Source organism: Gilliamella sp. Pra-s60 (genome assembly GCF_009795755.1).
Classification (GTDB): domain Bacteria; phylum Pseudomonadota; class Gammaproteobacteria; order Enterobacterales; family Orbaceae; genus Gilliamella.
Genome location: NZ_WTFA01000006.1, coordinates 15,309 through 40,436, shown reverse-complemented (window position 1 = coordinate 40,436; position 25,128 = coordinate 15,309). Strand labels below are relative to the sequence as shown.

General features: G+C 37.7%; 16 protein-coding genes. 9 read left to right on the top strand and 7 right to left on the bottom strand.

The features are described from left to right. Position 1 precedes the first annotated feature (1 nt). The 3 genes from GQ596_RS05980 to glnS all read left to right on the top strand — a co-directional run bounded on the left by GQ596_RS05980 (position 2) and on the right by glnS (position 4,019). Entirely contained in the window at positions 2 to 730 is a 729-nt protein-coding gene (locus GQ596_RS05980; RefSeq protein ID WP_160400777.1) for a winged helix-turn-helix domain-containing protein, read from the top strand. Then, positions 727 to 2,070 (top strand): ATP-binding protein, encoded by a 1,344-nt coding sequence (locus tag GQ596_RS05975; RefSeq protein ID WP_160400776.1) that lies wholly within the window; start codon positions 727 to 729, stop codon positions 2,068 to 2,070. Before GQ596_RS05980 ends, GQ596_RS05975 begins: the two co-directional genes overlap by 4 nt. Before the next feature lie 272 nt (positions 2,071 to 2,342). Next, the gene (glnS, locus tag GQ596_RS05970; RefSeq protein WP_160400775.1) at positions 2,343 to 4,019 is read left to right on the top strand and encodes a glutamine--tRNA ligase; all 1,677 of its coding nucleotides are present in this window, start codon (positions 2,343 to 2,345) and stop codon (positions 4,017 to 4,019) included. An 89-nt stretch (positions 4,020 to 4,108) separates the two neighbouring features. Here glnS and GQ596_RS05965 read toward each other — a convergent pair whose 3' ends face one another. The 3 genes from GQ596_RS05965 to GQ596_RS05955 all read right to left on the bottom strand — a co-directional run bounded on the left by GQ596_RS05965 (position 4,109) and on the right by GQ596_RS05955 (position 9,204). Further along, positions 4,109 to 4,627 (bottom strand): endonuclease V, encoded by a 519-nt coding sequence (locus GQ596_RS05965; protein WP_202113755.1) that lies wholly within the window; start codon positions 4,625 to 4,627, stop codon positions 4,109 to 4,111. Between the two features lie 29 nt (positions 4,628 to 4,656). Then, the gene (locus GQ596_RS05960) at positions 4,657 to 6,057 is read right to left on the bottom strand and encodes a DUF3999 family protein (protein WP_160400773.1); all 1,401 of its coding nucleotides are present in this window, start codon (positions 6,055 to 6,057) and stop codon (positions 4,657 to 4,659) included. Between the two features lie 90 nt (positions 6,058 to 6,147). Continuing rightward, a complete protein-coding gene (locus GQ596_RS05955; RefSeq protein ID WP_160400772.1) occupies positions 6,148 to 9,204 on the bottom strand; it encodes a DUF2339 domain-containing protein in 3,057 nt (1,018 codons plus the stop codon). Between the two features lie 534 nt (positions 9,205 to 9,738). Between GQ596_RS05955 and GQ596_RS05950 the strand changes: the two genes are divergently transcribed. Both GQ596_RS05950 and purL read left to right on the top strand, forming a co-directional pair. Further along, positions 9,739 to 11,445, top strand: a complete 1,707-nt coding sequence (locus tag GQ596_RS05950) for a hypothetical protein (protein ID WP_160400771.1) — start codon at positions 9,739 to 9,741, stop codon at positions 11,443 to 11,445. Between the two features lie 1,386 nt (positions 11,446 to 12,831). Further along, positions 12,832 to 16,734, top strand: a complete 3,903-nt coding sequence (purL, locus tag GQ596_RS05945) for a phosphoribosylformylglycinamidine synthase (RefSeq protein WP_160400770.1) — start codon at positions 12,832 to 12,834, stop codon at positions 16,732 to 16,734. Positions 16,735 to 16,788: 54 nt separating this feature from the next. On the opposite strand, the gene GQ596_RS05940 is transcribed toward purL, so the two are convergent. Together GQ596_RS05940 and aroB are read right to left on the bottom strand one after the other, a co-directional pair. Then, on the bottom strand, positions 16,789 to 17,874 hold the full coding sequence (locus GQ596_RS05940) for a 3-deoxy-7-phosphoheptulonate synthase (RefSeq protein ID WP_160400769.1): 1,086 nt from the start codon (positions 17,872 to 17,874) through the stop codon (positions 16,789 to 16,791). A gap of 312 nt (positions 17,875 to 18,186) precedes the next feature. After that, complete coding sequence (gene aroB / locus GQ596_RS05935) at positions 18,187 to 19,266, bottom strand: 3-dehydroquinate synthase (protein WP_160400768.1); 1,080 nt, start codon at positions 19,264 to 19,266, stop codon at positions 18,187 to 18,189. Positions 19,267 to 19,386: 120 nt separating this feature from the next. Here aroB and GQ596_RS05930 point away from each other — a divergent pair, with 120 nt between their 5' ends. Both GQ596_RS05930 and glnB read left to right on the top strand, forming a co-directional pair. After that, complete coding sequence (locus GQ596_RS05930) at positions 19,387 to 20,991, top strand: NAD+ synthase (RefSeq protein WP_202113754.1); 1,605 nt, start codon at positions 19,387 to 19,389, stop codon at positions 20,989 to 20,991. Positions 20,992 to 21,014: 23 nt separating this feature from the next. After that, positions 21,015 to 21,353, top strand: a complete 339-nt coding sequence (gene glnB / locus GQ596_RS05925) for a nitrogen regulatory protein P-II (RefSeq protein WP_160400767.1) — start codon at positions 21,015 to 21,017, stop codon at positions 21,351 to 21,353. 7 nt (positions 21,354 to 21,360) lie between these two features. Here glnB and GQ596_RS05920 read toward each other — a convergent pair whose 3' ends face one another. Further along, positions 21,361 to 22,002 (bottom strand): hypothetical protein, encoded by a 642-nt coding sequence (locus tag GQ596_RS05920; protein WP_160400766.1) that lies wholly within the window; start codon positions 22,000 to 22,002, stop codon positions 21,361 to 21,363. 321 nt (positions 22,003 to 22,323) lie between these two features. Between GQ596_RS05920 and GQ596_RS05915 the strand changes: the two genes are divergently transcribed. Next, a complete protein-coding gene (locus GQ596_RS05915) occupies positions 22,324 to 22,950 on the top strand; it encodes a TfoX/Sxy family DNA transformation protein (RefSeq protein ID WP_160400765.1) in 627 nt (208 codons plus the stop codon). Between the two features lie 114 nt (positions 22,951 to 23,064). Here GQ596_RS05915 and rhlB read toward each other — a convergent pair whose 3' ends face one another. Continuing rightward, entirely contained in the window at positions 23,065 to 24,294 is a 1,230-nt protein-coding gene (gene rhlB, locus GQ596_RS05910) for an ATP-dependent RNA helicase RhlB (RefSeq protein ID WP_160400764.1), read from the bottom strand. A gap of 153 nt (positions 24,295 to 24,447) precedes the next feature. Between rhlB and trxA the strand changes: the two genes are divergently transcribed. Further along, a complete protein-coding gene (gene trxA, locus GQ596_RS05905) occupies positions 24,448 to 24,774 on the top strand; it encodes a thioredoxin TrxA (protein WP_160400763.1) in 327 nt (108 codons plus the stop codon). Positions 24,775 to 25,128: the final 354 nt, after the last annotated feature.

The window sequence follows — 25,128 nt, the reverse complement described above, 5'->3', positions numbered from 1 at the left end:
AATGAGTGAACGTATATTAATCATCGAGGATGATCAACGGTTAGCCAACTTAATTCAAGTTTATCTTATTCGACAAGGCTATCTTGTTGAGTGGCATAATAGTGGTGCTGGCGCTGAAGAAAAGATCCAACAACTAAATCCTGATTTAGTCATATTAGATGTCATGCTACCTGAAAAATCGGGTTTTGATATCTGCCGAGATATTCGTGCATGGTTTACTAACTATATCCTAATTATGACTGCTAGCGAAGATAATATTGATGAAATTGTAGGGCTTGAATTAGGGGCAGATGACTACTTGGCAAAGCCTGTTGAACCAAGACTACTGCTTGCCCGAATTCGAGCACTATTACGACGAAAACAAATAGAAACCGACAAAGACAACACTAAAGAACTTGTCATACCTCAGAATAATAAAACACTAATCTTTGACCAATTAGCCATCGATGGCGAAAATCGCAAAGTCCTATTGCAAGAACACGAGATTGATTTAACCACCGCTGAATTTGATCTGCTTTGGCTATTAGCCATTAACGCAGGGAACATTTTGTCTCGAGATGATATTTTTTCACAAGTTCGCGGTATTGATTTTGATGGTAGTGATCGTTCAATTGATGCGCGAGTTTCAAGACTTCGACGTAAATTACTTGATGATCCCGATAATCCATCACGTATCAAAACCGTTCGAGGCAAAGGCTATTTATTTATGCGAGAAGGGGAAAACCATTGAGACAATTACTTGCTAAGCCGCTATTTTTTAATCGCCGAATTGTCTTTTACCTCGTTATTTTACTATCATTGCAATGTATTATTGCCTATGGTGCATTACTGGTATTTGATTCGCTACCTTCATCATTAACTGATATGCCCGATGATCATATTGTCTTTCGTGAATCGCAACGGGGCACGGTTAACTTGATTCGCATGCGCATTGATGAAAACAAAGATCGTCCTCTACAAGATGTTGTTGACGAATTACAGCCCTATTTTGGCTATCCTATCACCATTCTACCGACTAACACGCCACTACCCAACACGGTGAACAAAGAATTAGAAAAATTAGGATTTTCATATGATAGTGATGAAGAGGTCATCTATATTGGTCTAAAAGACGGTCATTTGTTGCAATTAGGTCCAATGGTGATGCGAGATATTTTAAAATCCAATACAATGTCATTATCTGTGTTTTTAATTATCTGGGCTTTGTTCAGCGCGATTATCTTTTTTATTTTAATTTATATGGCTTTTAGTGCTGTTTGGAAAGATTTAGTCAATATCAGACAGACAGCTGAACAGCTAGGGCAAGGTAATTTAAAAGCACGGACAGTAAACGTAAAAGGCTGGTTATTTAAGCCACTTGCCAACGTACTCAACAACATGGGGATGCACATTGAACACTTAGTCAGCACCAATCAAACCATATCCCACGCAATGGCTCATGAACTGCGTACACCACTGGCTCGAATGCGATTTGAACTAAGCATGCTTGAAGAATCTCACGACGAACAAGAACGATTATTGCTACAAAAAGGCATGGGTGATGATATTAACGAACTTGAAACATTAATCAATGCCAGTCTAAATTACTTTAAAATGCAACAAAGTAATATTGAACTCAACTTAACGCGTGTATCGCTAAAACAGTGGGGAGAAAGGATCTGTCAATCGTTAATATTATTTAAACCCAAAGACTTTGAACTTACTTGCAATAGCCAAAATATTCAAGCAAACATTGACACCAATTTAGCCGAAACGATCGTCAAAAATCTATTGCTCAATGCCTTTAAATATGCCACGCATAAAGCCGTATTAAACATTAGTAAACAAGAAAATCGCGTCATTATTGAAATTGATGACGATGGTACGGGCATCCCCTTTGAAGCACGAGAAAAGATCTTCATGCCTTTTGCTAGACTCGATACCAGTCGCACCCGCTCAACAGGCGGATACGGACTAGGTTTAGCTTATGTAAAATTAATGGCTGAATTTCATGATGGCAAAGCGTTTGTTGTTACAAGTCCATTAGGTGGCGCAAGATTTGTGGTTTCATTAAAATCAGGTGATGAATAGCGACTGGATTGGTAGGTTAATGTGGTCAAAAAGTTGTCAGGAAAGGTATTGATTTTATTGAAGTTTTTATTTGTGTTTTTTTAGCTAACACATTGGTTATTTTATTAAAAAACGGCATTGTTTAAACAAAAGCCAATTTTGTCGATACAAATAACCTGTTTTCCGTTTCAGAAATAACAAAAATTTGTTATATTCATCCACCAACACAAAAAGTAATGGCAAGCAAATATTCTTAATTTGTTATTAATAAATATATCATCAGAGGTTTTTTTATGAGCGGTTCACTACCGACAGAGACTGAAACTCGTCCAACTAACTTTATCCGTCAAATTATTGATGCGGATCTTGCTGCTGGCAAATATAAAACAACGCATACCCGTTTTCCGCCTGAGCCAAACGGTTATTTACATATTGGCCATGCTAAATCAATCTGTTTAAATTTTGGCATTGCACAAGACTATCAGGGCAAATGTAATTTACGTTTTGATGATACCAATCCAGCTAAAGAAGATGTTGAATATGTTGAATCGATCAAACAAGATGTTCGTTGGTTAGGATTTGAATGGGATGGCGACATTTGCTATTCGTCTGATTATTTTGACCGATTATATGAATATGCCATTGAGCTTATCAAAAAAGGACTTGCCTATGTTGACGAGTTATCTACTGATGAAATTCGCGAATATCGGGGCACATTAACTCAACCTGGTAAAAACAGCCCTTATCGTGATCGTCCTATTGACGAAAACTTAGCACTGTTTGAGCAAATGAAAGCAGGTAAATTTGCTGAAGGAAAAGCCTGCCTAAGAGCTAAAATTGACATGGCTTCACCATTTATCGTTATGCGTGATCCTGTGATATACCGTATTAAGTTTGCTGAGCACCACCAAACAGGTAACAAATGGTGCATTTACCCAATGTATGACTTTACACATTGCATTTCTGATGCGATCGAAAACATCACACATTCACTCTGTACGCTTGAATTCCAAGACAACCGTCGTTTATATGATTGGGTATTAGATAATATCACTATCGAAGCACGTCCACACCAGTATGAATTTTCAAGATTAAATTTAGAGTATGCCATTACCTCTAAACGTAAATTAAACCTATTAGTATCAGAAAAAATTGTCGATGGTTGGGACGATCCACGCATGCCAACCATATCGGGACTGCGTCGCCGTGGCTACACACCAGCTTCGATTCGGGAATTTTGTCGCCGAATTGGTGTTACCAAGCAAGAAAACACCGTTGAAATGAGCACGCTTGAGTTTTGCATTCGTGAAGACCTGAACGAAAATGCACCACGTGCAATGGCGGTGCTCGATCCTGTTAAGGTCGTGATTGAAAACTTTTCAGATAATATTGATGAAATACTTAGCATGCCAAACCACCCAAATCGTCCTGAATTAGGCACGCGTGAAGCGACCTTCACCCGTGAAATCTATATCGACCGAGCCGATTTTAGAGAAGAAGCCAACAAAAACTACAAGCGCCTAGTACTTGGTAAAGAAGTGCGTTTGCGTAATGCCTATGTAATTCGTGCTGATCGTGTTGAAAAAGACGCCGAAGGCAATATCCAAACAATCTATTGTAGCTACGATCCGGCTACATTAAATAAAAACCCAGAAGATGGACGTAAAGTAAAAGGCGTAATTCATTGGGTTTCGGCTAAGTTTGCAAAATCTGCTGAAATTCGCTTATATGATCGTCTATTTAACACACCAAATCCAGGTGCTGCCGAGGACTTCTTAGCGACCATCAATCCAACATCTTTAATCATTAAACAAGGCTTTGTTGAAGCAAGCTTACAAAATGCCGAGGTTGGAATGGCTTATCAATTTGAACGTGAAGGCTACTTCTGTTTAGATAGCAAATATGCAACCGACGATAAGCTAGTGTTTAACCGAACCGTTGGTTTAAGAGATAGCTGGAACGAAGCATAATTTAACTCAACCATTTGCCGACTTATTGGGTCGGCGAATGTCCGCATTACAGTAATTTAATTCATCCTAGCCAAATTCAATCTAATCCGTTATTGTTCGTGTTTAAACAATTTTGTTTGTTGATCTAAATAGCTCAGCAAATCAGGCATTCGGTGTTTGCCTGCCATTGATTGCACACTATTGGCAGCATTTATTAGCGGTATGCCTATCGAGGTAACATATAGCGGGTGCTTACTTTGACCACGTAGCACTTCGATCAAATAGTCGCTATTACCTGAAAACGGCTTTTTAGCAACACCAATAACAGGGATGGTTTTATTTAATGCATGATACAAATGCCCCCCTAGCCCTATCTTACCTTCATCCAAATGCACATAACCATCAATCACAATGCAGGTAATGTTACTTAAATCAATTTTATCAAGCAGTGACATAATGCAAGGTAATTCACGTTGATAAAACTGACCTGATTGATAGGGCGCAACATGATCTTGATAATCGGTAATAACCGAATCAATTTCGGATTTTATGCTTGTCCAATCACGAAATAACACACCAACGGATTTGGCGCGGTTATCAATGTAATAAACATCAATTGCCAGTATCATATTAAATGATTTCTTTTTTACAGTGTGATTTATGATGCTGACTTTTTGGCTTCTTTCAGGAGCATTAGACCTAAAAAAGTCAAAAATAACGCACCAGCAATTAAACAGATCCAAATTAACCATTTAGGTAAAGATGAACTCGTTGCTGTATTGCTATCGTTAACGCTTTGGGTTAATGCTTTTTTACCTGAAAGTTTAATATCTTCACCAATATAAGCTTTAGGAAGATCTTGTATCGACAGCGAATCAGACAATAGTTCTTTTTCATTTAATGCCGCTGATTTTGCTTTAGCCGAACCCCAAGCCAAAATAAATGGTCCATTATTACCACTATTAAAAATCAAGTTCATACGATTACGGTAAGCAACTACTTGAGGGGCTTGGTCAAAGCTAGCGTTGTTAGCTTTTATTTTAAGCTGTTTTATTTGTAAATCGGGGTCGTTTATTTTAATGTTTGGGCTTTGATCGATATCTGTAACGCGTCGAATAATGTAATCGTCAAGCTTATGCCAGATTTGATCTTTATCATTGCTTTTATAATAAAGGCTAATTGGCAATACCGTGCGTGAGTTTTGCAGTGATATCGATAATTCTTTAACTGGCTGTGGGGTTGGTAACTGATAAATTGCCTCTTGCTGATCAGAAGATGCAAGTTCAAAATTAATTGGGTAAAGCGCAATTTTTGGGGGCGCCTTTCTAGAAATAAACTCAACTTTTTTAATAGTTGGGAGCATTTGTTGTTTTGATTTTAATTGTAAAATCCAATATTTAGCTTTGTAATTGGTATTGGATGGGATATCAATTACATTGACTTTAAGCGATTGCTCATTATTGTTATCAACCAAAGACATCACTGGCACGTTATTTAGTGCGGTTTGCCAATTGCTTAAATCTTGGCTATAAAGTAGTTTAGCAGTAGCTTGCCAATTTTCACTTTCAGCGGTATCAAAATCGATTGATAAGCGACTAATTGCTTTTTCTAGTTTGATTTCGTTAGGAACTTGTAATAAATAAGTTGCATAGTATTGTTCCTGACTATTGGTATAATCTAGGTAAATTTGAACATCTTTATTATTGATATTAATATTATATTGTTCAGTGCCTTCCTTACTTTGATTTTCTTGGCGGTGTTCTTGGTTTTTATTTAAATCATAGATAGTGACCTGAAACATTTGATTGATGTCGTCTCGTTGGTAAACATTAACTAATGCATAAGGCACAGGTTGTCCTTTATGATTAAATACACGAATATCATCTAAACGACTTGAAAGCGCTTGTGTATACACATCGCTCGTTAGATCTATACGGCTATACATACTTGAATCATTGCTAGTTTCAATCATTGCACCATAGGCATATTGGTTGGTTTTGTCTGTTGCTTGACTAAACCCACTGATTAGCATTAAAGCACTTAATAACAATTTTTTCATAATTCATTTATCCATAAAATTCAATAGCACTTAGGCTTTATTTCTATTTCTATTTCTATACTGAAAACTGAAATTAATCATCTTCTCTAATTACGCCAAAATTTGCTTATTATTATCTTGTTTTGGAGGTAATGGCGCTAAATAGGCGATTAATAACATTAATAATGCCACACCAATAAAGGCAAATGCACGCAGTAATCCATCAAGCTCACGGATATCGACAAAGATTAATTTTATAATAACGATCATTTGAATAATTTCACCACTGTACCATACTTTTCGAAGTGAATAACGATGTCCGATAGTGATTAATATTACCGATGTTAACATCCAAAGCAACGAGGCAGTCATTTGAACAATATTGTTGTGCCACAAAGAATAAGCCATCCAAGATATATCAAATGTCTGGCTTAAGTAGCGTAATACTATGCTATTTGACCATAAAAAGGTTAGTGTGATTAATAGCACTAAAACCATATTTGGTAACGGTATATTAAAATAAGAAGTATTGATAATTTTGTTGCCAATGTGTGAATAACTGATGGCAAATTTTAACCAGACCGTTAACATAATTAAGCCAAAAATGGCACTTTCTTCTAACGGATTGAGAATCGGAATATATTGCCAGTAAATAATTTGTCCACTCATACTAAGTCCAACAATTAAATAATAGCTAATATAAAGCACAATAGGTATTAGTCCTGTCATCCAATAAGATTTGATTAATGGCAACGAGGTCATTATTTGACGCTTAATCAAGAAGTAGAATAATAAAATAATACTGCTTGCTATGGTTGTAGCAATACTCCATTTTACGACTTCGTAACCCCACGGTAATGAATCAAACCAATGAACGGTTTCACGAATTAACCAGCAAAGAATCATCCAGAATAAACTAATATGCAATACAATAGATAACGGACAGATTGTTTTTCCATCTATTTTAATGTGATTGTTTTTGATAAGGTTGTAGGCAACATGCAAATAATAATAGCAACTAACAAACGCAAGTACCCAAACTAAGTTCCAAACGCCGAAGCTTGATAAATAGTAATATCCAGTATGTGCTCTAAGCAATGACAAAGGTATCACTAACCATAGTGCTAACACTGCATAACGGATTATATTCCACTTTATTTTTTGACCAACGGCGTACCATAACCAAGTCGATACCGTAAAGCCCAATAAAATTGGAGCTACATTTGGTGTATTTTCATCAAGCATGAGTGGAATACATACTAAAATCCACAGTATCCAAGCAATAGAAGCGATGACCATAAATAATGTTTTAGTCAGTTTATCAATATCATCATTGCGGTCATAACAGTGCCATAAACATGCATTGATAAATAAAATAATACTGGTGATACCTAAAAGTGATACAAATGATGCTGTGGTTAAGTGATCATATTCTAAAGATATACAGGTAGAAATCATCCCCAATACAGTAATGGCAACACCAAGTAATGCTACGCGATAATATTTTTGAGAAAGCATAATCCAACTTAATGCTGTTCCCTCAAATAACCAAAGTGTCGCCGTCAAATTAGCACTAAAGGCAAGCGGAATGGATAACGTACTAAATGCTATACCAATAGCCAGTCCCAAAAGCGCAATTTTTTTAGCTGTTGTTGTCCACAAGCGTAAAATAATATAAGAACCAATCAGATAAAATAAACCAAAACCTAATGAAGAAAACGCAGGACCAAATTCCCATTGCTGAGTGATCGCATATTGCAATCCAAATCCTGATAATGGCGTTCCAAATAGCAAAATGCGATCAATCACATTTTGATAAGGTTCTTTATTATTACTGCGAATTGACAATAACACCGCCAAAATCCCATAAATTAGCATATTAGCGACGATGAATATTTGGCATTCAATATAAAACTCAGGTAGGAAATCACTCATTCCCCATAATAGCGATACAACAAAGGTAAATAAAAATCCTAATAGATTCAGAACTCGCCAAGATTGTGAAATACTGATCACCAAAATAGCACTAGAAACCATTAAATAATAACTAAATAACGCAACATGGTTACCCGAGTCATTAGATAATAAAATGGGGGTTAAATAGCCACCAACACAAGCAATAATAGCCAAACTCATTGCCCTTTGTGCAACGGCAAATACAACACTTGTTGAGCAAATCACGAATAAAATAGCAAAAGCCAGTAACATAGGTACTAGCTCATACAACCTATAAGCGGCAAAAATGGTTAGGTACAAAGTTGCAAATCCACCACCTTGCAAAATTAAGGCATAAATTTTGCGCTTATCTTTTAATTTCCAACCCACTGCCAATAAAGCAACGCCCAAGACTAACGCACCTAATACCCTCAACTCAGGTGAAAGTACATCATGTTCAACGCTATATTTAAACAGATACGTTAACCCTAAAAATAGTATTGCAATGGCAATTTTGGCAAGAACATTGCCTTTAACAAACCAATTAAACGCAAGTGCCCACAAATTAGGACCAGTGCTTGTAGTAGTCACTTTTTTATATGCAGAATCAAATGGATCTAATGTTGGTGATACTAATTCTGCTGAGCTTGTTATTTCAGGCTCGGTACCCTCATCGGATACCGATTCACTGGCACAAGTTTGTGCTTCTTGTTCTGTTGCGACTTCTTCATATGACGTATGTGCCTGCGTTAACGTATCGAAATCAACGTTTTTATCGTCAAGTGGATTGTGAGCAAATTGGTCGGATTGAGTGAATAAGACCGGCTCACTTTGGTCATTGAGTTGCAAACAATCGGCGTTTAAATTGTAATTATTAGCAGCACAAGGAATTTGGGGTGGAGGTTCGGTTATTAATAGATCAGCATCTTCGGATTCTTGAGTGACAGCATGGGTTTGATAGTCAAATTGTTGATTGGTATTTTCAGTATCACTATCATGTTGTTTGCTCTGTATGGTTAACTCATCCAAAGTTTGGTCGGTAGTTTCTTGAACCGTATCAGAACCTGACGAACTACTTTTTTGCTGATAAAGATGCTCTGAAAGCGATAAAACACTTTTTTGTAACTCTGTTAACTGATGCCTCAAAGCAGAAATTTGATTTCCTAAGCTAGAAAAATTAACAAACACTACTATTAGCATAACAATAATGAGTAAATAAAAAAGAAACTCCATGCTAATTTACCCTTACATTCTCATGAACAATCGTTAATTATTTTTATTATTCTTATGGTTAATATCAATAAATAATAAGTTATTATTTTTATCTTTCTATGCAGTAAACCAGTAATTATTCAATAAATCAATATTTTTTATCCTCACGCCCAATCTATGCTGCCCCCAAAAAAAACAAAAAGCTCATAACCACCCAAAAATCGGTCAGGAAAGGTATTGATTTTATTGAAGTTTTTTTTTGAGGTGGTTTTTATTAAAAAAGCGATTAAAAACCGCTACCTAAAACAGCGACTAAAAACGACCGTCCAAAAAACCGTAAAAACCGCCACTTCCCAAAAAATCCAAATACCGCATCCCACAACATAACAATTCTTTACAATAAATTAACAAAAAAAGTGGCAGATTATGCACCATCAAGTTATAATTTTAAGGCTTATTCAAGCAGGGAATCGCTTATTAAATAAGCGGGCTGATAGAAAAATCGAGAAAAAACAATAAATTACTTGACAAGGGAATAAAAATGCATTACCATGGTTGGCATCTGGCATCTGGCATCTGGCCTGCCAAACCTATGCCCTAAATCTTATTGATTCGCACAGTGGTCAAAATAGAGCGCCACAGTTATTTTCATCATCGAAGTCATTTCGCGTAGCGAAATCGACGCCGTCATCGGTAAAATCTTCGGCAAAATTACCGCCGATATTCAAGTGGTTATTAAAACCGCCATTGTTATTCAAACCGCCGTTACTATTTAAATCACCATTATTATCTAAATCGGCATTATTCTTAGCGCCATTGTTGTTATTGTCATATACGCAGGATACAGAGGCGTTAACGGCTTATACCTCAAGGGCTATCGAGGGGAGTGCGCCGTATTTAACGTTTGATGGTGGGGTAACAAAATTAACGAATACAGACCGTTTATTGTCAATAAAGTTGCAGGATGGAACGGTATACACAAGGTCAACCAACCCATCCACGCCAACTAATCCAATCAGGTTGCCATATGTGGGGAGTAACTTAGGTCATATAGAGACGATAGTACCACCATCAAGGAGTTCAATCACGATGAATGATTTGGTCAGTCAGGGTTATTGGGGTGATGATGATGGAGACGGACAGGGAGTAGGTGGAGTAACGGCATCGGGGAGTATATCGGTGGCGTTTACCGATAAAAACGGTACTACGGTTAATCGCAGCGATGCATTGGATATATGTAGTGCACCTTATAAGGTAACTTTAACAAGTACAGGTGGCACATTAAGTACGCAGTATGGGGTCCCAAGGAGTAGTAGTTTCAGTGGTGCAGCGGTGGATTATTATATTAATCCAAATGACGATATCCGTATTTGTTCGGTCAGGCCGAATTTGTTGTATGGTGGAACAACTGGCATTGATTCTGACGACAACCCCCGCTATGCAGGCCCATCTAACATATGGAATCCTAGTAAGGGCTTTTTAGTTCAGTCAACGAGTCCATCATCTTACGACAGGAACTTTCCAACAACGGGAGCAGATGGCTTGTATTTTGATTTGGATATAGGTGGTATTGACGGAAGTCAGTTAAGTTGGACAGTTAATACAAGTGGTAGTCTAAGCGCAACGGTGAGTTGGACAAGGCCGCGTACAGGTTCATTTATAGGCTCATGGGGAGGAACTGTGCAATATGATTATTGGATTACTGATAAATCCAAATATGTAACACGGGTAACGTTGCATGGTCCAAGGGCAAGTAGTAGTCAAATAAACTCAGATAATCCTAGTTCACTAACACGTCCATCTTTGCCACAGACGTTTGAGTTGGTGGGTAGGGATAGTAATGGTAATGAGGTGAAGTATGGATTTGTGTTAAAGCAGTGGTTCGTCAATCGGGGTAGTCAAAGGAAATATTATACTAACCAAACAGCATGGTGTAATAGTTTGGGTTATCGGATGCCTAGGGTAAGTGATTTAACCAACGCGGTTTGTCGTGGTTATGGAGTGGATAATAATCGTCCTTGTACTGGTGCAGTAGGCGCTACGCCGTCGTCTAGTAATAATGTTTACGAGCGTCACATAGGCGCAGGATTTATCACGGAGTGGGGCTACATGCCCTACTACGCTGATGCGGACTTCGTCGGCAACGGCTACTGGACGAGCGACGCCTCAGGTAGCAACCAGTTCAGTGTCACCTCGGGCAACGGCCTCATCTACAGCAGCCTTGCCGGCTACAACCTTTACGCTGTTTGCACCACACCTTAGCTTTTAGCGTTTAGTTCTTAATCCTTAGGGCGCGGAAGGGGGTTACGGTGCCTGAGGGGACAATATAACAAAGAATAAAGCCCCCGCGTAAGTCGGGGCGTTTCCCTTAGGGTTGCGCCGTTGTGGCAAAGCCACAATAGCGCCGCCCCCCGCCGCCGCCGCTGAAAGCGTCGATGGCAGTTTTAGTGGATTACGCTGTGGCGCTTTAAAGCGGTGGTCTATTTTTAGTACGGCAAGGTTTCGGACGTTTTGACCTTTGGTGAACAAAATAGCTACAGTGACAACGTCCGAGCAAAGGGAATTAAAGCGAATTCCCTTTGCAAACCCACGCTTTGGCTACAGAATGTGGCCTTCGGCTACCCTCCGCCATCGCTCGGTCTTAACGCACCGTTTGTGGAAGCGCTCCAAGCGCGCCACAAACTCGCCAAACATCCCTGTTTGGCGTGCTAACCTCGCTCTGTTGTCGGCACATTCCGACGCCGTAACAAGATAGACAGCATAACCTTAGGTATTTTTTTTGAGTTGTTTTTGTGTTAAAAAACACTGCAAAAACCCCAAAAAATCAGTCAGGAAAGGCATTGATTTTATTGAGGTTTTTTCTGTCCGTTTTTTTGAATATAAACCTCTCCAAACCCTTTTTTTTATGATAATTTAAAATCCAATAAAATCAAAGTGTTATAAAGCAGCTTAAAAAAAGGGTTTTCAAAGCCAAAATTGTTGTTTATCTTTATATAACAAGATTTATCAAATCTTGAGTTCTACCTTAACGCCGTATAGGCGGTTTAGAAATGCAATTGACGCTAATACTTCAATTAACGAGTCCTTAACGCCGTATAGGTGGCAATAAAAAATAAAATTAATCACATAATTAAAAAACAATCGGCTATACTATCTGCCTTATTCCGGCGTCAGAATGTGCCGACAACAGAGCGAGTTTGTGGGTGCTTGACAAATTTGTCTGGAACAAATTTGAACACCTGAGCATAGCGAAGGTGGCCTCGTATAGGCGAGTATCAGGATGATACGAGTATTGCCGAAGGCCACATTCTGCAGCCAAAGCGAGGGTTGTCAGGGAATTCGCTTTAATTCCCTTTGCTCGGACGTGGTCACTGTGGCTATTTTATTCACAAAAAGTCAAAACGTCCGAAACCACCACACTCAATTTATTCTATTCACAAAAACAAAAAAGGCCTAATTTTCTGCTAAAAAAACTGTCAGGAAAGGTATTGATTTTATTGAAGTTTTTGTTTGTGTTTTTAACAAAAACCAAGCTTCTCCCCCTCTCTATCACTCGATTAACTGTATTTCATATAGCCACACAGCGCGCTTTCTTTTATAATATTGTTCTATTTTTTCCCTATTTTTGGCTTAAAAAGAGTAATTTTTATGAAAATTTTAGCTGGCTGCTCTGCGTTATCTTCATTTCGTATTAGTAAAATCTTATCTACTTGTTGTGAAAAATCCATCCCTGTTATCAATATTGAAGCCCAATACCTGCATTTTGTTGATTTGGTAGGCGAATTGACGGCTGAACAAACGTTAACGCTAGATAAATTATTACAATACGGTCCAAAAACTGCACAAATCAATGTCGATCAAACAGCTAGCAAGCAACTCTTTTTAGTGACACCAAGGGCGGGAACAATTTCGCCTTGGTCGTCGAAAGCAACCGATATTGCACACAATTGCGGCTTGTCACAGGTCCGCCGTATTGAGCGGGGAATTGCTTATTATGTGCAAGTGAGTTCAGCATTAACCGATTCACAAAAAAATGATTTTTTATCCTTAATTCATGATCGCATGATGGAAACGGTTTTTAGCAATCTTGAGCAAGCTGAACTGTTGTTTCATATTGATTCTCCTGCGCCTGTGACAACCATTAATTTATTAGACGAAGGGCGCAAGGCATTACAAGACGCTAACCTAAAATTAGGTTTGGCATTGGCGCCTGATGAGATCGATTATTTAGTTGAAAATTTTCAAAAGCTAAAACGTAACCCAACCGATGTTGAGCTTTATATGTTTGCACAAGCAAACTCTGAGCATTGTCGCCACAAGATTTTTAATGCCGATTGGATTATTGACGGTAAAAAGCAACCTAAATCGTTATTTAAGATGATTAAAAATACCTTTGAGCATACGCCTGATTATGTTTCGTCTGCTTATAAGGATAATGCCGCGGTGATGGATGGTTCAATCGTTGGGCGCTTTTTTGCCGATAGCGAAGATAAAACCTACAGCTATCATCAAGAATATGCTGATATTTTAATGAAAGTTGAAACACATAATCATCCAACAGCAATATCGCCTTGGCCGGGAGCCGCCACAGGGAGTGGTGGTGAAATTCGTGACGAGGGCGCAACAGGGCGTGGCGCTAAACCGAAAGCTGGTTTAGTTGGGTTTTCGGTTTCTAATTTGCGGATCCCTCATTTTGAACAACCTTGGGAGCAAGATTTTGGTAAGCCAGAACGTATTGTTAGTGCGTTTGATATTATGATGGATGGTCCTTTAGGTGGGGCAGCGTTTAATAATGAATTTGGTCGTCCAGCTTTGTTGGGGTATTTCCGTACTTATGAAGAAAAGGTTAATAGCCATAATGGCGAGGAGCTGCGTGGTTATCATAAGCCAATTATGCTAGCTGGTGGTATGGGGAATATTCGTCGTGAACATATTCAAAAAGGTGAGTTCCCTGCTGGCTCTAAGCTGATTGTGTTAGGTGGCCCTGCGATGAATATTGGTTTAGGTGGTGGGGCGGCTTCGTCCATGGCATCGGGGCAGTCTGATGCCGATTTGGATTTTGCTTCTGTTCAGCGTGATAACCCTGAAATGGAGCGCCGTTGTCAGGAAGTTATCGATCGTTGTTGGCAACTTGGTGAAGATAATCCTATTTTGTTTATTCATGATGTTGGTGCAGGTGGTTTGTCTAATGCGATGCCTGAGCTTGTTAGCGATGGTGGCTGTGGTGGGCAATTTGAGTTGCGAAAGATACTCAACGATGAACCAGGGATGTCACCACTAGAAATTTGGTGTAACGAATCACAAGAGCGTTATGTGCTTGCTATTCACTCTGATAAATTGGCGCTATTTGATGCGCTTTGTCAACGTGAGCGTGCACCTTATGCGGTGATTGGTGAGGCAATTGCCAATAAAGCGGTTACCTTGCATGATGAGCATTTTAATAATAATCCCATCGAGCTGCCATTAGATGTGCTACTTGGTAAAACGCCTAAAATGCAACGTGATGTTAAAACTCACCAAGCGCACGGTGATAGTTTTTCAACCTCTGATATTAATTTATATGATGCAGTTAAGCGAGTTTTACATTTGCCAACCGTTGCGGAAAAGACTTTTTTAATTACCATTGGCGATCGCTCTGTAACGGGGATGGTATCGCGCGATCAAATGGTTGGTCCATGGCAAGTGCCAGTGGCTGATTGTGCGGTGACTACAGCAAGTTTAGATAGCTATTATGGCGAAGCCATGTCAATCGGCGAGCGAGCACCCGTTGCACTACTTAACTTTGCCGCATCAGCAAGGCTTGCAGTTGGTGAAGCCATTACTAATATTGCCGCAACCAATATCGGTGATATCAAACGCATTAAGCTTTCGGCTAACTGGATGGCGGCAGCAGGTCACCCGGGTGAGGATGCGGGGCTTTACCAAGCCGTTAAGGCAATTGGTGAAGAGTTATGCCCAGCTTTAGGGCTAGCCATTCCAGTTGGTAAAGATTCAATGTCGATGAAAACCACTTGGCAACAAGAGGGTGAGCAAAAGACCATGACTTCGCCATTGTCGCTGGTGATTTCGGCATTTGCGCGTGTTGAAGACGTGCGTAAAACCGTAACACCTCAATTGCGTACTGATCAGGATAATACGTTGTTACTGGTTGATTTATCTAAAGGTCACCAAGCGTTAGGCGCAACCGCACTTGCGCAAGTGTATCGTCATTTAGGGCAAAAAACCGCAGATGTCCATGATCCTAAGGAGTTAGCTGCTTTTTATAATGCGATTCAGGCTTTAGTAAGCCAAAATGCGTTGCTTGCTTATCATGATCGTTCTGATGGTGGGCTGTTTGTGACATTAGCTGAAATGGCTTTTGCTGGGCATTGTGGTGTTGATGTAGATATTGCCTCGTTAGGCCATGATGTGATTGCTTCGTTATTTAATGAAGAATTAGGCGCAGTTATTCAAGTAGCTAATAATCGTTTAGATGATGTGATGGCATGCTTTAAGCAGTTTGGTTTATCTCATGCAATTCATGTGCTTGGTAGTGCTAAAACTGGTCAGCAATTTATTGTGCGTAACCAATCAGCGATTGTTTATAGCGAATCACGCTTAACCTTAAGAACATGGTGGGCGCAAACAACATGGCAGATGCAGCGTTTGCGAGATAATCCAGAATGTGCTGATCAAGAACATCAAGCAAAACAAAATGACGATGATCCTGGTTTAAATGTACATTTAACCTTTGATCCTAGGGTGGATATTGCCGCCCCTTATATTTCCAAAGGTACAAAACCTAAAGTGGCCATTTTGCGTGAGCAAGGTGTTAACTCGCATGTCGAGATGGCTGCTGCATTTGATAGAGCAGGTTTTCAAGCCATTGATGTGCATATGACAGATCTGCTTTCTGGGCGAGTTACACTTGATCCATTTAGTACGCTTGTTGCTTGCGGTGGTTTTTCTTATGGTGATGTGTTAGGTGCGGGAGAAGGTTGGGCAAAATCGATTTTATTTAATGAACAAGTTCGTGATGAATTTGAACGATTCTTTCATCGTCAAGATACTTTATCGTTAGGCGTTTGTAACGGTTGTCAAATGATGTCAAACTTGAAGGATCTGATTCCGGGGGCCGATTTGTGGCCACGGTTTGTTCGTAATTTGTCAGAACGCTTTGAGGCTCGTTTTAGTTTAGTGCAAATCCAACCAAGTCCATCTTTGCTGTTTACTGATATGGTAGGGTCTTATATGCCAATTGCGGTTTCACATGGAGAAGGACGTGTTGAAGTTGCTGATGATGCGCATTTGAGCAATTTAGAAACCTCGGGATTAGTTGCTGTTCGTTATATTGACCATTTTGGTAAAGTAACTCAACAATATCCTGCTAATCCAAATGGTTCACCAAACGGCATTACAGCAGTGACATCTCAAGATGGGCGAGCAACTATTATGATGCCTCACCCTGAGCGTGTATTTAGAACGGTAAGTAATTCATGGCACCCAGATAATTGGGGCGAAGATAGTCCGTGGATGAGAATGTTCCGTAATGCTCGTAAGCAGTTAGGTTAAATAAAAAAATCGCCGACGTTTTGTCGGCGATTTTGTTATCAGCGTTGAGGCTGTTTAAGCTTTAGCTGATTGCGGTTTTCTTTGAGTAAGTGGGTTTGCTAATTGGCTATTCATTTTTTGTAGTAGCTGTTCGGTTGTTTCCCAATTGATACAAGCATCCGTTACTGATACGCCATATTTGAAGTTTTCTTGTGGTTGTTCAGACGATTGATTGCCTTCAAATAAGTTACTTTCAATCATCACTCCAATAATCGAATTATTACCTTTTTCGATTTGCTTAATAATTGAGTCGGCAACAATTGGTTGATTACGGTAATCTTTATTGGAGTTTGCGTGGCTACAGTCAATCATTAAGTTAGGTAATAATCCTGCTTTTTGCATTTGCTCTTCACATAATGATACGCTTTGTGCATCGTAGTTAGGTGTTTTTCCACCACGCAAAATAACATGTCCGTGTGGGTTGCCTAAAGTTTGTAAAACAGTTACTTGTCCTTGTTGGTTGATGCCCACAAAGCGATGCGCCATTGATGCTGATTTCATGGCGTTAATAGCAACATCTAAACTGCCATCGGTGCCATTTTTAAAGCCGACTGGCATTGATAGGCCTGATGCCATTTCTCTATGTGTTTGCGATTCAGTGGTTCTTGCGCCAATGGCTGCCCAACTGATTAAATCACCAATATATTGTGGCGTGTTTGGATCTAATGCTTCTGTTGCAATTGGTAATCCAATTTTGGTGATGTCGAGTAATAATTTACGTGCTTTTTTAAGTCCGTGTTCAATGTCAAATGAACTATCCATGTGAGGGTCGTTAATCATGCCTTTCCAGCCGACAGTTGTGCGTGGTTTTTCGAAGTAAACGCGCATAACAATAAATAGGTGGTCTTTGACTTCGTCTGATAGTTTTTTTAATTTATGGGCATATTCAATCGCCGCAATAGGATCGTGAATAGAGCAAGGACCACAAACAATTAGTAAACGGTGATCTCGGCGTTCTAAAATATCGACAATGGTTTGTCTTGATGAAGCAATTTGGTTTTCAAGTTCATGAGATAGCGGATAAAGTTTTTTTATCTCTTCGGGGGTAACTAGCATGTGTTCATCTCTAATTCGGATATTATTTAGTGTATCTTTTAACATTTTTGCTTTCCTTGTTAAAATCATTTTATTATTTTATATGTAAAATATTAATTACATAAACGTGTATAATGTAAACACAAAATTACATGATAGTAAATCAAATTTTCAATTATTAATCAGCTTTCATTAGGTTTGTTGTTATTTAGGTGTTTGTTGTAAATTTAAATTTACATTTTAATGATGTGGAAGTTTATGTGTTTTGATTGCATCCGTGTTTTATTTTGAGGCGCTTATCGTTAAGCTAGGTTGCCTTAGCTTAACGATAATAAAGTGGTTTATTGATGGCTAGTATACTTGGGATTATGGTGAATATTAAACGTTAGCAATAGACGCTAATACGATACTTTTATCAATGCCATCCATCACCTCAACATGCCCAATTTTAGTGGGTACAACGAGTCGTAATTGTCCAGATAGTACTTTTTTGTCTCGTAACATGTGTGGAAGGTAAGATTCAATCGGCATTTTTTCTGGTCTGTTAACAGGTAGTTTAGCACGTATTAGCAAGTTTTTGATTCGATCAAGATCTGCTTGTGTTAGTTTACCGAGTAATTTGGCAGTTTGAGCAGCCATTAACATTCCCACACTGACAGCTTCGCCATGTAGCCAGTTTCCATAGCCTAACTCTGCTTCTATGGCATGACCATAAGTGTGACCAAGATTTAAAATCGCACGCATGTTTTGTTCTGTTTCGTCGGCAGCAACCACTTTTGCTTTTAGTTCGCAACAGCGATAAATACAGTAACTAAGCGCATTACTGTCTAGGTTGAGTAAATCTTCAATATGCTGTTCTAACCAATTGAAGAATTCAGTATCTAAAATAATGCCATATTTTATGACTTCGGCAAGTCCTGCTGACAGTTCTCTTTGTGGTAAGGTTTTTAAGCAGTTGAGGTCAATAACCACCGCTTGAGGTTGGTAAAAGGCTCCAATCATATTTTTACCAAGCGGATGATTAATTGCTGTTTTACCGCCAACCGATGAGTCAACTTGGGAAAGTAGCGTGGTTGGTACTTGAATAAATTTAATTCCACGTTGGTAAGCCGAGGCAGCAAATCCAGCAACATCCCCGATGACGCCTCCACCAAGAGCAATAAGAATTGAGCTACGAGTATGGTTATTAGTAAGTAGAGCCGTAAGAATGGTGTTCCATGTTTCCATGGTTTTATACTGTTCACCATCGGGAACAACGACAGAATCCGTCTTTACACCTTGCTTTTCAAGCATATTAATCACTGTCTGCAAATAAAGTGGGGCGATCGTTTCATTTGTTGCGATGAGTACGCGTTGACCTGTTTGAAGTTTAAAATGTTCGAATTCAGTAATGAGATTTTCACCAATTGCGATCGGATAACTACGTTTTGTTAACGCCACATTTAATATTTTTTGCATATTAATTTCCAGACAAGTCTAAGCTGATTTATTGTTGCATGTTAGCGATAAAACAGTGGCAGTGCAACTTAGAATCATTTAAACTTATCAACAATTTTGATTTGTGATATTGAATTTTATATGTCTATTGTTTTAGTACAGAAAAATTGGCGCTTGGGCGATATAGAAGGTAACGCTAAGCAGATAATTGAACTGACTCGCCACCACTCATCCGATGATCTTCTTATTTTTTCAGAACTTGCTTTGTGTGGTTATCCCCCTGAAGATTTAGTTTATCGCACTGATTTTAAAGATCGTTGTCAAAAGGCTTTAGCTTTAATTGAGCAAGCCAGTAAGCATTGTGCAGTTATTGTTGGACATCCACATTGGCAAGATGAGCAACTTTATAATGCACTGTCGTTTTTTTGTGATGGCAAATTGTTAGCTTGCTATCATAAACAGTTACTACCTAATTATGATGTCTTTGATGAGAAGCGTTATTTTACTGCAGGTAACCAAACGTGTGTTGTGAACTTTAAAGGTCAAAAGATTGGTTTGTTAATTTGTGAAGATCTTTGGCAAAACCAGCCAATTGATGATATTAAACGTGCTCAAGCTGATTTTGTAGTTGCAATTAATGCTTCGCCTTATGATTATGAAAAACAGCAACAACGATATGATTTGGTTAAATACCATGCCAAACGCACAAGTTTACCCATTGTTTATGTCAACCAAATTGGGGGGCAAGATGAGTTGGTTTTTGATGGGTGTTCTTTTGCTTGTAATAAACAAGGTGAGGTTATTTGTCAACTTCAAGCATTTCAAGAAGATATAGCTATTTTAGATTTTACAAAAGCTCATAATGTAATAACCCCAAAACCAAAATTAGAAGAAGCTATTTTAGCTTCAGTCTATGATGCGTTAGTGCTAGCAACGCGAGATTATATTACTAAAAATGGCTTTGAAGGTGCTGTTTTAGGTCTTTCAGGCGGAATTGATTCTGCTCTAACACTAGCAATTGCTGTCGATGCTTTAGGTAAAGATAAAGTGCAAGCTGTGATGATGCCGTTTCGTTATACTGCTGATATAAGTATTGCTGACGCTAAGGAAGAAGCAGAAATATTAGGGGTCGAATTTGATATTGTTTCTATTGAGTCGATGTTTGATGCGTTTATGTCATCGTTAACTCCGCTGTTTTTAGGCTCTGCAAAAGATACCACAGAGGAAAACTTGCAAGCACGCTGTCGAGGTGTGGTTTTAATGGCACTCTCCAACAAACGTCGAAGACTGGTACTGACAACTGGGAATAAAAGCGAAATGTCAGTCGGTTATGCAACGCTTTATGGCGATATGGCAGGTGGTTTTGATGTGCTTAAAGATGTGCCTAAAACTATGGTATTTGCATTATCAAAATATCGAAATACGCGTTCTTATGTGATTCCTGAACGGGTAATCACTCGGCCACCTTCAGCAGAGCTAGCACCCGATCAGAAAGATGAAGACAGTTTACCGCCATATGATGTTTTAGATGGCATTTTGAAAGGGTATGTTGAACTTGATCTTTCCATTGAACAACTTGTTGCACAAGGTTATGATGAAGTGACAATAAGGCGGGTTATTAAGTTGGTTGATATCAATGAGTATAAACGTCGTCAATCTGCAATTGGTCCTAAAATTACAGCTCGTAATTTTGGTAAAGGTCGACGATATCCTATTACTTCAGCTTTTGGATTTAAAAATTGGTAATCTTGAATTAAAGGAAACTAGATATGAAAAAAATTGAAGCAATCATCAAGCCATTCAAATTAGATGATATTCGCGAAGCACTTGCCGAACAAGGTATTACCGGTATGACAGTTACCGAAGTTAAAGGCTTTGGGCGTCAAAAAGGGCATACTGAGCTTTATCGAGGTGCCGAATATATGGTTGATTTTTTACCAAAAGTAAAAATTGAACTTATTGTACCTGACGATATTTTAGAAATGTGTATTGAAACTATTATGAAAACAGCACAAACTGGTAAAATCGGTGATGGTAAGATTTTTGTTTATAATGTTGAGCAAGTGATCCGTATTCGTACCGGCGAAATGGATGAATCGGCGATTTAAATTAATATTATTGAATATCTGGTCGTTCTTGTTTTAATAATGCTGGTGTTACAATACCTTGAATAGAACAAACAAGAAGGTTCATATTTGGTCCTTTTTCAAGTAATAATAGCTTTTCGGTCGTATCCGGTGCTGGAATGGTTTTGACACCAACAACCGTACCGGTATTTTTATGCCAAACTTGAATGTCGTCATTAATACTGCGAATCATTGGATTTCCAATATAAAGAAGGTTGTCTTCCATATTTTTCCAATCTACTCCGTTTAATGTTTCTTTTATTTGATTAATATCATTGTCGATGATAAATCCCCAAAAATAATATTTCCCTATTTTGCCAAGATCCATAGCACTATCATAATAACCTGTGATTGTTAGGTCTTTGTAAGTTATTGGCGTTTTGAAATAGACATAGTTTTTGTCTGCATTGGAGCGATTTTCAACGGATATATAAGCTTGGTTTTTTTCAAAAATTTTAATGCTTGTGTGTTTTTCTAAATCTTCTTTATTGGTGTAAACAACTTTAAAAAAATCAGGGGTACATTGTATTAATGAGTTAATTAACGGTAATGTATCGGCAGATGCAGTAAAAGAGTAAAATATAACAAATAGAGCAATAAATTTTTTTATCATTTTGATTGGATTTGACAAAAATTAAGTACCATTGAGTTAAATGCTTCCGATTGTATAATTATTACAACATAATAACAATGTTAATGCGGTTTTTCTTTTTAAGTATTGTTAAAAATTGTTAAGATTTGCTGTTAGTTTGAGGGTGTTTTTTACAAAAGTTAATTTAATTTCATAAAAATATAATTTATCAAGTAATAATGCATTTAATCTCTATATATGGAAGATAGATCGCATAATTCTGAATTTATTTAGAAATTGTTTGAATATAAAACAACTATAATTTAGATTAATTAGTAAGTTATTTTGGTTGCTTAATAAAGTTAAAAATGGAAATTGATTATGTGTTCAACATTTGCAAATCGAATTTTAACAGAGCTTTCTGATGTTAAAGATATTTCAATTAAAACATTTTTTGGTGGATTTAGCGTTAATAGTGAAGATATCATGTTTGGCTGGATTACCCAAAAAAACTTTTATTTAAGAGGTCATTCCGATTATCGTTCACTTTTTGTTGATTTAGGTATGCAGCCGTTAAGCATAACAATGGGTATGTCAACTAAATTACTTGATTACTATAGAGTTGGTGATGCGCTTTTTAAGGATCATGAAAAGTTACTTGCTATGGTAAAAATGGTGATTGAGTATACGAAAAAAGAGCAATATGAAAAAAGTGAAATTAAAGCAAAACGAATAAAAGAGTTGCCAAATATGACTTTGTCATTGGAAAGATTATTGTGCAGTGTCGGAATCAAGGATGTTAAAACACTACAAGAAGTAGGTTATTTAAATGCATATTATAAAATAAAACAAAAAAAAGAGACGATTTCAATTAATATACTGTTTGCTTTATATAGTTCGTTACATAAATTTCATGTTGCTACATTATCTAACGAAACTAAAAAAGAAATTGAACTTGAATATCAATGTTTTGTAAATCAAGTTGATAATAATTCGCATAAAAAATAACTTTTGTGTGTAGTACCGATTAACGTGTATTCGCTATCTGATAATGGTACTCAAGAGTAACTATTATTTATTGCATTTTCAGATAGCTTTTAATTGCTATTATTATTTAATTAACTAGTTTGTTGGTTTTCTTCGCGGTGGGCGTCTGAAAGGCTTTGGAGTTGGTAGATCAACCAATAGCGCAGAAGGATCATACTGGCTAACTGGAATAGTATGCTCAATTGCTTTTTCAATTGCAGGTAAATTTTGTGAATAACGTTCGCAAGCTAGTGAAATTGAGTAACCATCTGCGCCAGCACGTCCGGTTCGTCCAATTCGATGTCGATAATCATCGCAATCATCCGGCAGATCATAATTGAAGACGTGAGTAACGTTAGGTATATGTAATCCTCGTGCCGCGACGTCGGTGGCAACTAAGATGTCAAGATTACCTTGTGTAAATTGCTCTAAAATAGAAAGTCGTTTTTTCTGAGCAATGTCGCCAGTTAGTAGTCCAACACGGTGTCCATCGGCAATAAGGTGTCGCCAAATTTTTTCACAAGTGACTTTGGTGTTAGCAAATACAATACAACGGTCAGGCCACTCTTCTTCAATAAGGGTCTGTAAAAGAGCTAATTTATCTTCATTCGATGGGAAAAATAGTTCTTCTTTTATGCGGTGACCAATTTTTTGTTCTGGCTCAACTTCTACATATTCTGGGTTGTTCATATATTCAAAAGCTAATTCGCGCACATTATGGGTTAACGTTGCAGAAAACAACATAGTTAGTCTTTTTTGTGGAGGCGTCATATGTTTGAAAATCCAACGGATATCGCGGATAAATCCTAAATCAAACATACGATCTGCTTCGTCTAAGACTACAACTTGAATTGCTTCTAGATTAATGTAATTTTGTTTTGCATAATCAATTAACCTTCCCGTTGTTGCAATTAAAATATCGACGCCAGTAGAGAGCATTTTTAATTGCTTATCATAGCCATCACCACCAAAAGCAAGACCCAGTTTAAGCCCTGTTTCTTCTGATAAACGTTCAGCGTCATGGTATATTTGCACAACTAATTCGCGTGTTGGGGCAATAATGATAGCTCTTGGTTGATTAGTTTGGTGATCAGGTAACGGTTCATGATTCAACAAGTAATTAAATGTTGATGCCAAAAACGCCATGGTTTTGCCCGTTCCTGTTTGCCCTTGCCCAGCAATATCTATTCCTTTAGAGGTTAGCGGTAATGTCTTTTCTTGAATAGGAGTACAATAAACAAATTCATTTTTCTCAAGTGCTTTTAACACTAAAGGATGAAGAGGAAATTGGCTAAAAGTTGTTTTGGTAAGATATGATTGAATCATTGTGGTTGCGAATATAATTATCAGAATTACGGCATTATAACATACTAAACACAGTGACATCACTAATAATTATATCCTATTATACTAATTACTAGCAGAGGAAAGTGAAGTAATCTATTATTGAATAAAATTTGAAATATGTTGGAGAATAAAATGAGTAATAATATCGTTCAGTTGTCAGAAGCTACATTTGATAAAACAATTAGTGAATCAACAAAACCTGTGCTTGTTGATTTTTGGGCTCCATGGTGTGGACCTTGTAAAATGGTTGCTCCGATTTTGGAAGAAATCGCTCAAGAATATGATGATAAAATTATTGTTGCTAAATTAAATGTTGAGGAAAACGCTAATGTAGCGCCTAAATTTGGTATTCGAGGTATTCCTACTTTATTGATTTTTAAAAATGGGGAAGTTGTTGCAACTCAAGTGGGTGCGTTATCTAAGGCTCAACTTAAAAACTTTATCGATCCTCAATTATAATAAATATCTTATATTTAATAAGCTGGTATTTAATAAACTGGTATTTAATAAACATAGTTAAGAGAGTGGTGAGTTATTCATTGCTCTTTGCTTTATTTTTTGGGTTTTATTCATCAGGATAAAGTGTTTGGTTTAATTAAATATAGACATGCTAATGTTTTTAGTGTAAATTGCTAGCCTCTTACAAATATTCCTTTCTAAAATTCATTGTTTTTATTGGTAAAGTGATGAAATTCTATATTCAGATCTTCAATTATCACCAAAAGCTTAGCAATCGATTGAATTTATGCGTTGTAAGGGAAGGAGATTTTTATAAGTAAATGAAACAAATAGACAAAAAGAATATTAATTGCA

Excerpts from the sequence above, each read along its gene's own strand:
- glnB (WP_160400767.1), top strand. The coding sequence starts at position 21,015 with ATGAAAAAAATTGAAGCAATCATCAAGCCATTCAAATTAGATGATATT.
- aroB (WP_160400768.1), bottom strand. The coding sequence starts at position 19,266 with ATGCAAAAAATATTAAATGTGGCGTTAACAAAACGTAGTTATCCGATC.
- GQ596_RS05915 (WP_160400765.1), top strand. The coding sequence starts at position 22,324 with ATGTGTTCAACATTTGCAAATCGAATTTTAACAGAGCTTTCTGATGTT.
- glnS (WP_160400775.1), top strand. The coding sequence starts at position 2,343 with ATGAGCGGTTCACTACCGACAGAGACTGAAACTCGTCCAACTAACTTT.
- rhlB (WP_160400764.1), bottom strand. The coding sequence starts at position 24,294 with ATGATTCAATCATATCTTACCAAAACAACTTTTAGCCAATTTCCTCTT.
- purL (WP_160400770.1), top strand. The coding sequence starts at position 12,832 with ATGAAAATTTTAGCTGGCTGCTCTGCGTTATCTTCATTTCGTATTAGT.
- GQ596_RS05955 (WP_160400772.1), bottom strand. The coding sequence starts at position 9,204 with ATGGAGTTTCTTTTTTATTTACTCATTATTGTTATGCTAATAGTAGTG.
- GQ596_RS05960 (WP_160400773.1), bottom strand. The coding sequence starts at position 6,057 with ATGAAAAAATTGTTATTAAGTGCTTTAATGCTAATCAGTGGGTTTAGT.
- GQ596_RS05965 (WP_202113755.1), bottom strand. The coding sequence starts at position 4,627 with ATGATACTGGCAATTGATGTTTATTACATTGATAACCGCGCCAAATCC.
- GQ596_RS05980 (WP_160400777.1), top strand. The coding sequence starts at position 2 with ATGAGTGAACGTATATTAATCATCGAGGATGATCAACGGTTAGCCAAC.
- trxA (WP_160400763.1), top strand. The coding sequence starts at position 24,448 with ATGAGTAATAATATCGTTCAGTTGTCAGAAGCTACATTTGATAAAACA.
- GQ596_RS05940 (WP_160400769.1), bottom strand. The coding sequence starts at position 17,874 with ATGTTAAAAGATACACTAAATAATATCCGAATTAGAGATGAACACATG.
- GQ596_RS05930 (WP_202113754.1), top strand. The coding sequence starts at position 19,387 with ATGTCTATTGTTTTAGTACAGAAAAATTGGCGCTTGGGCGATATAGAA.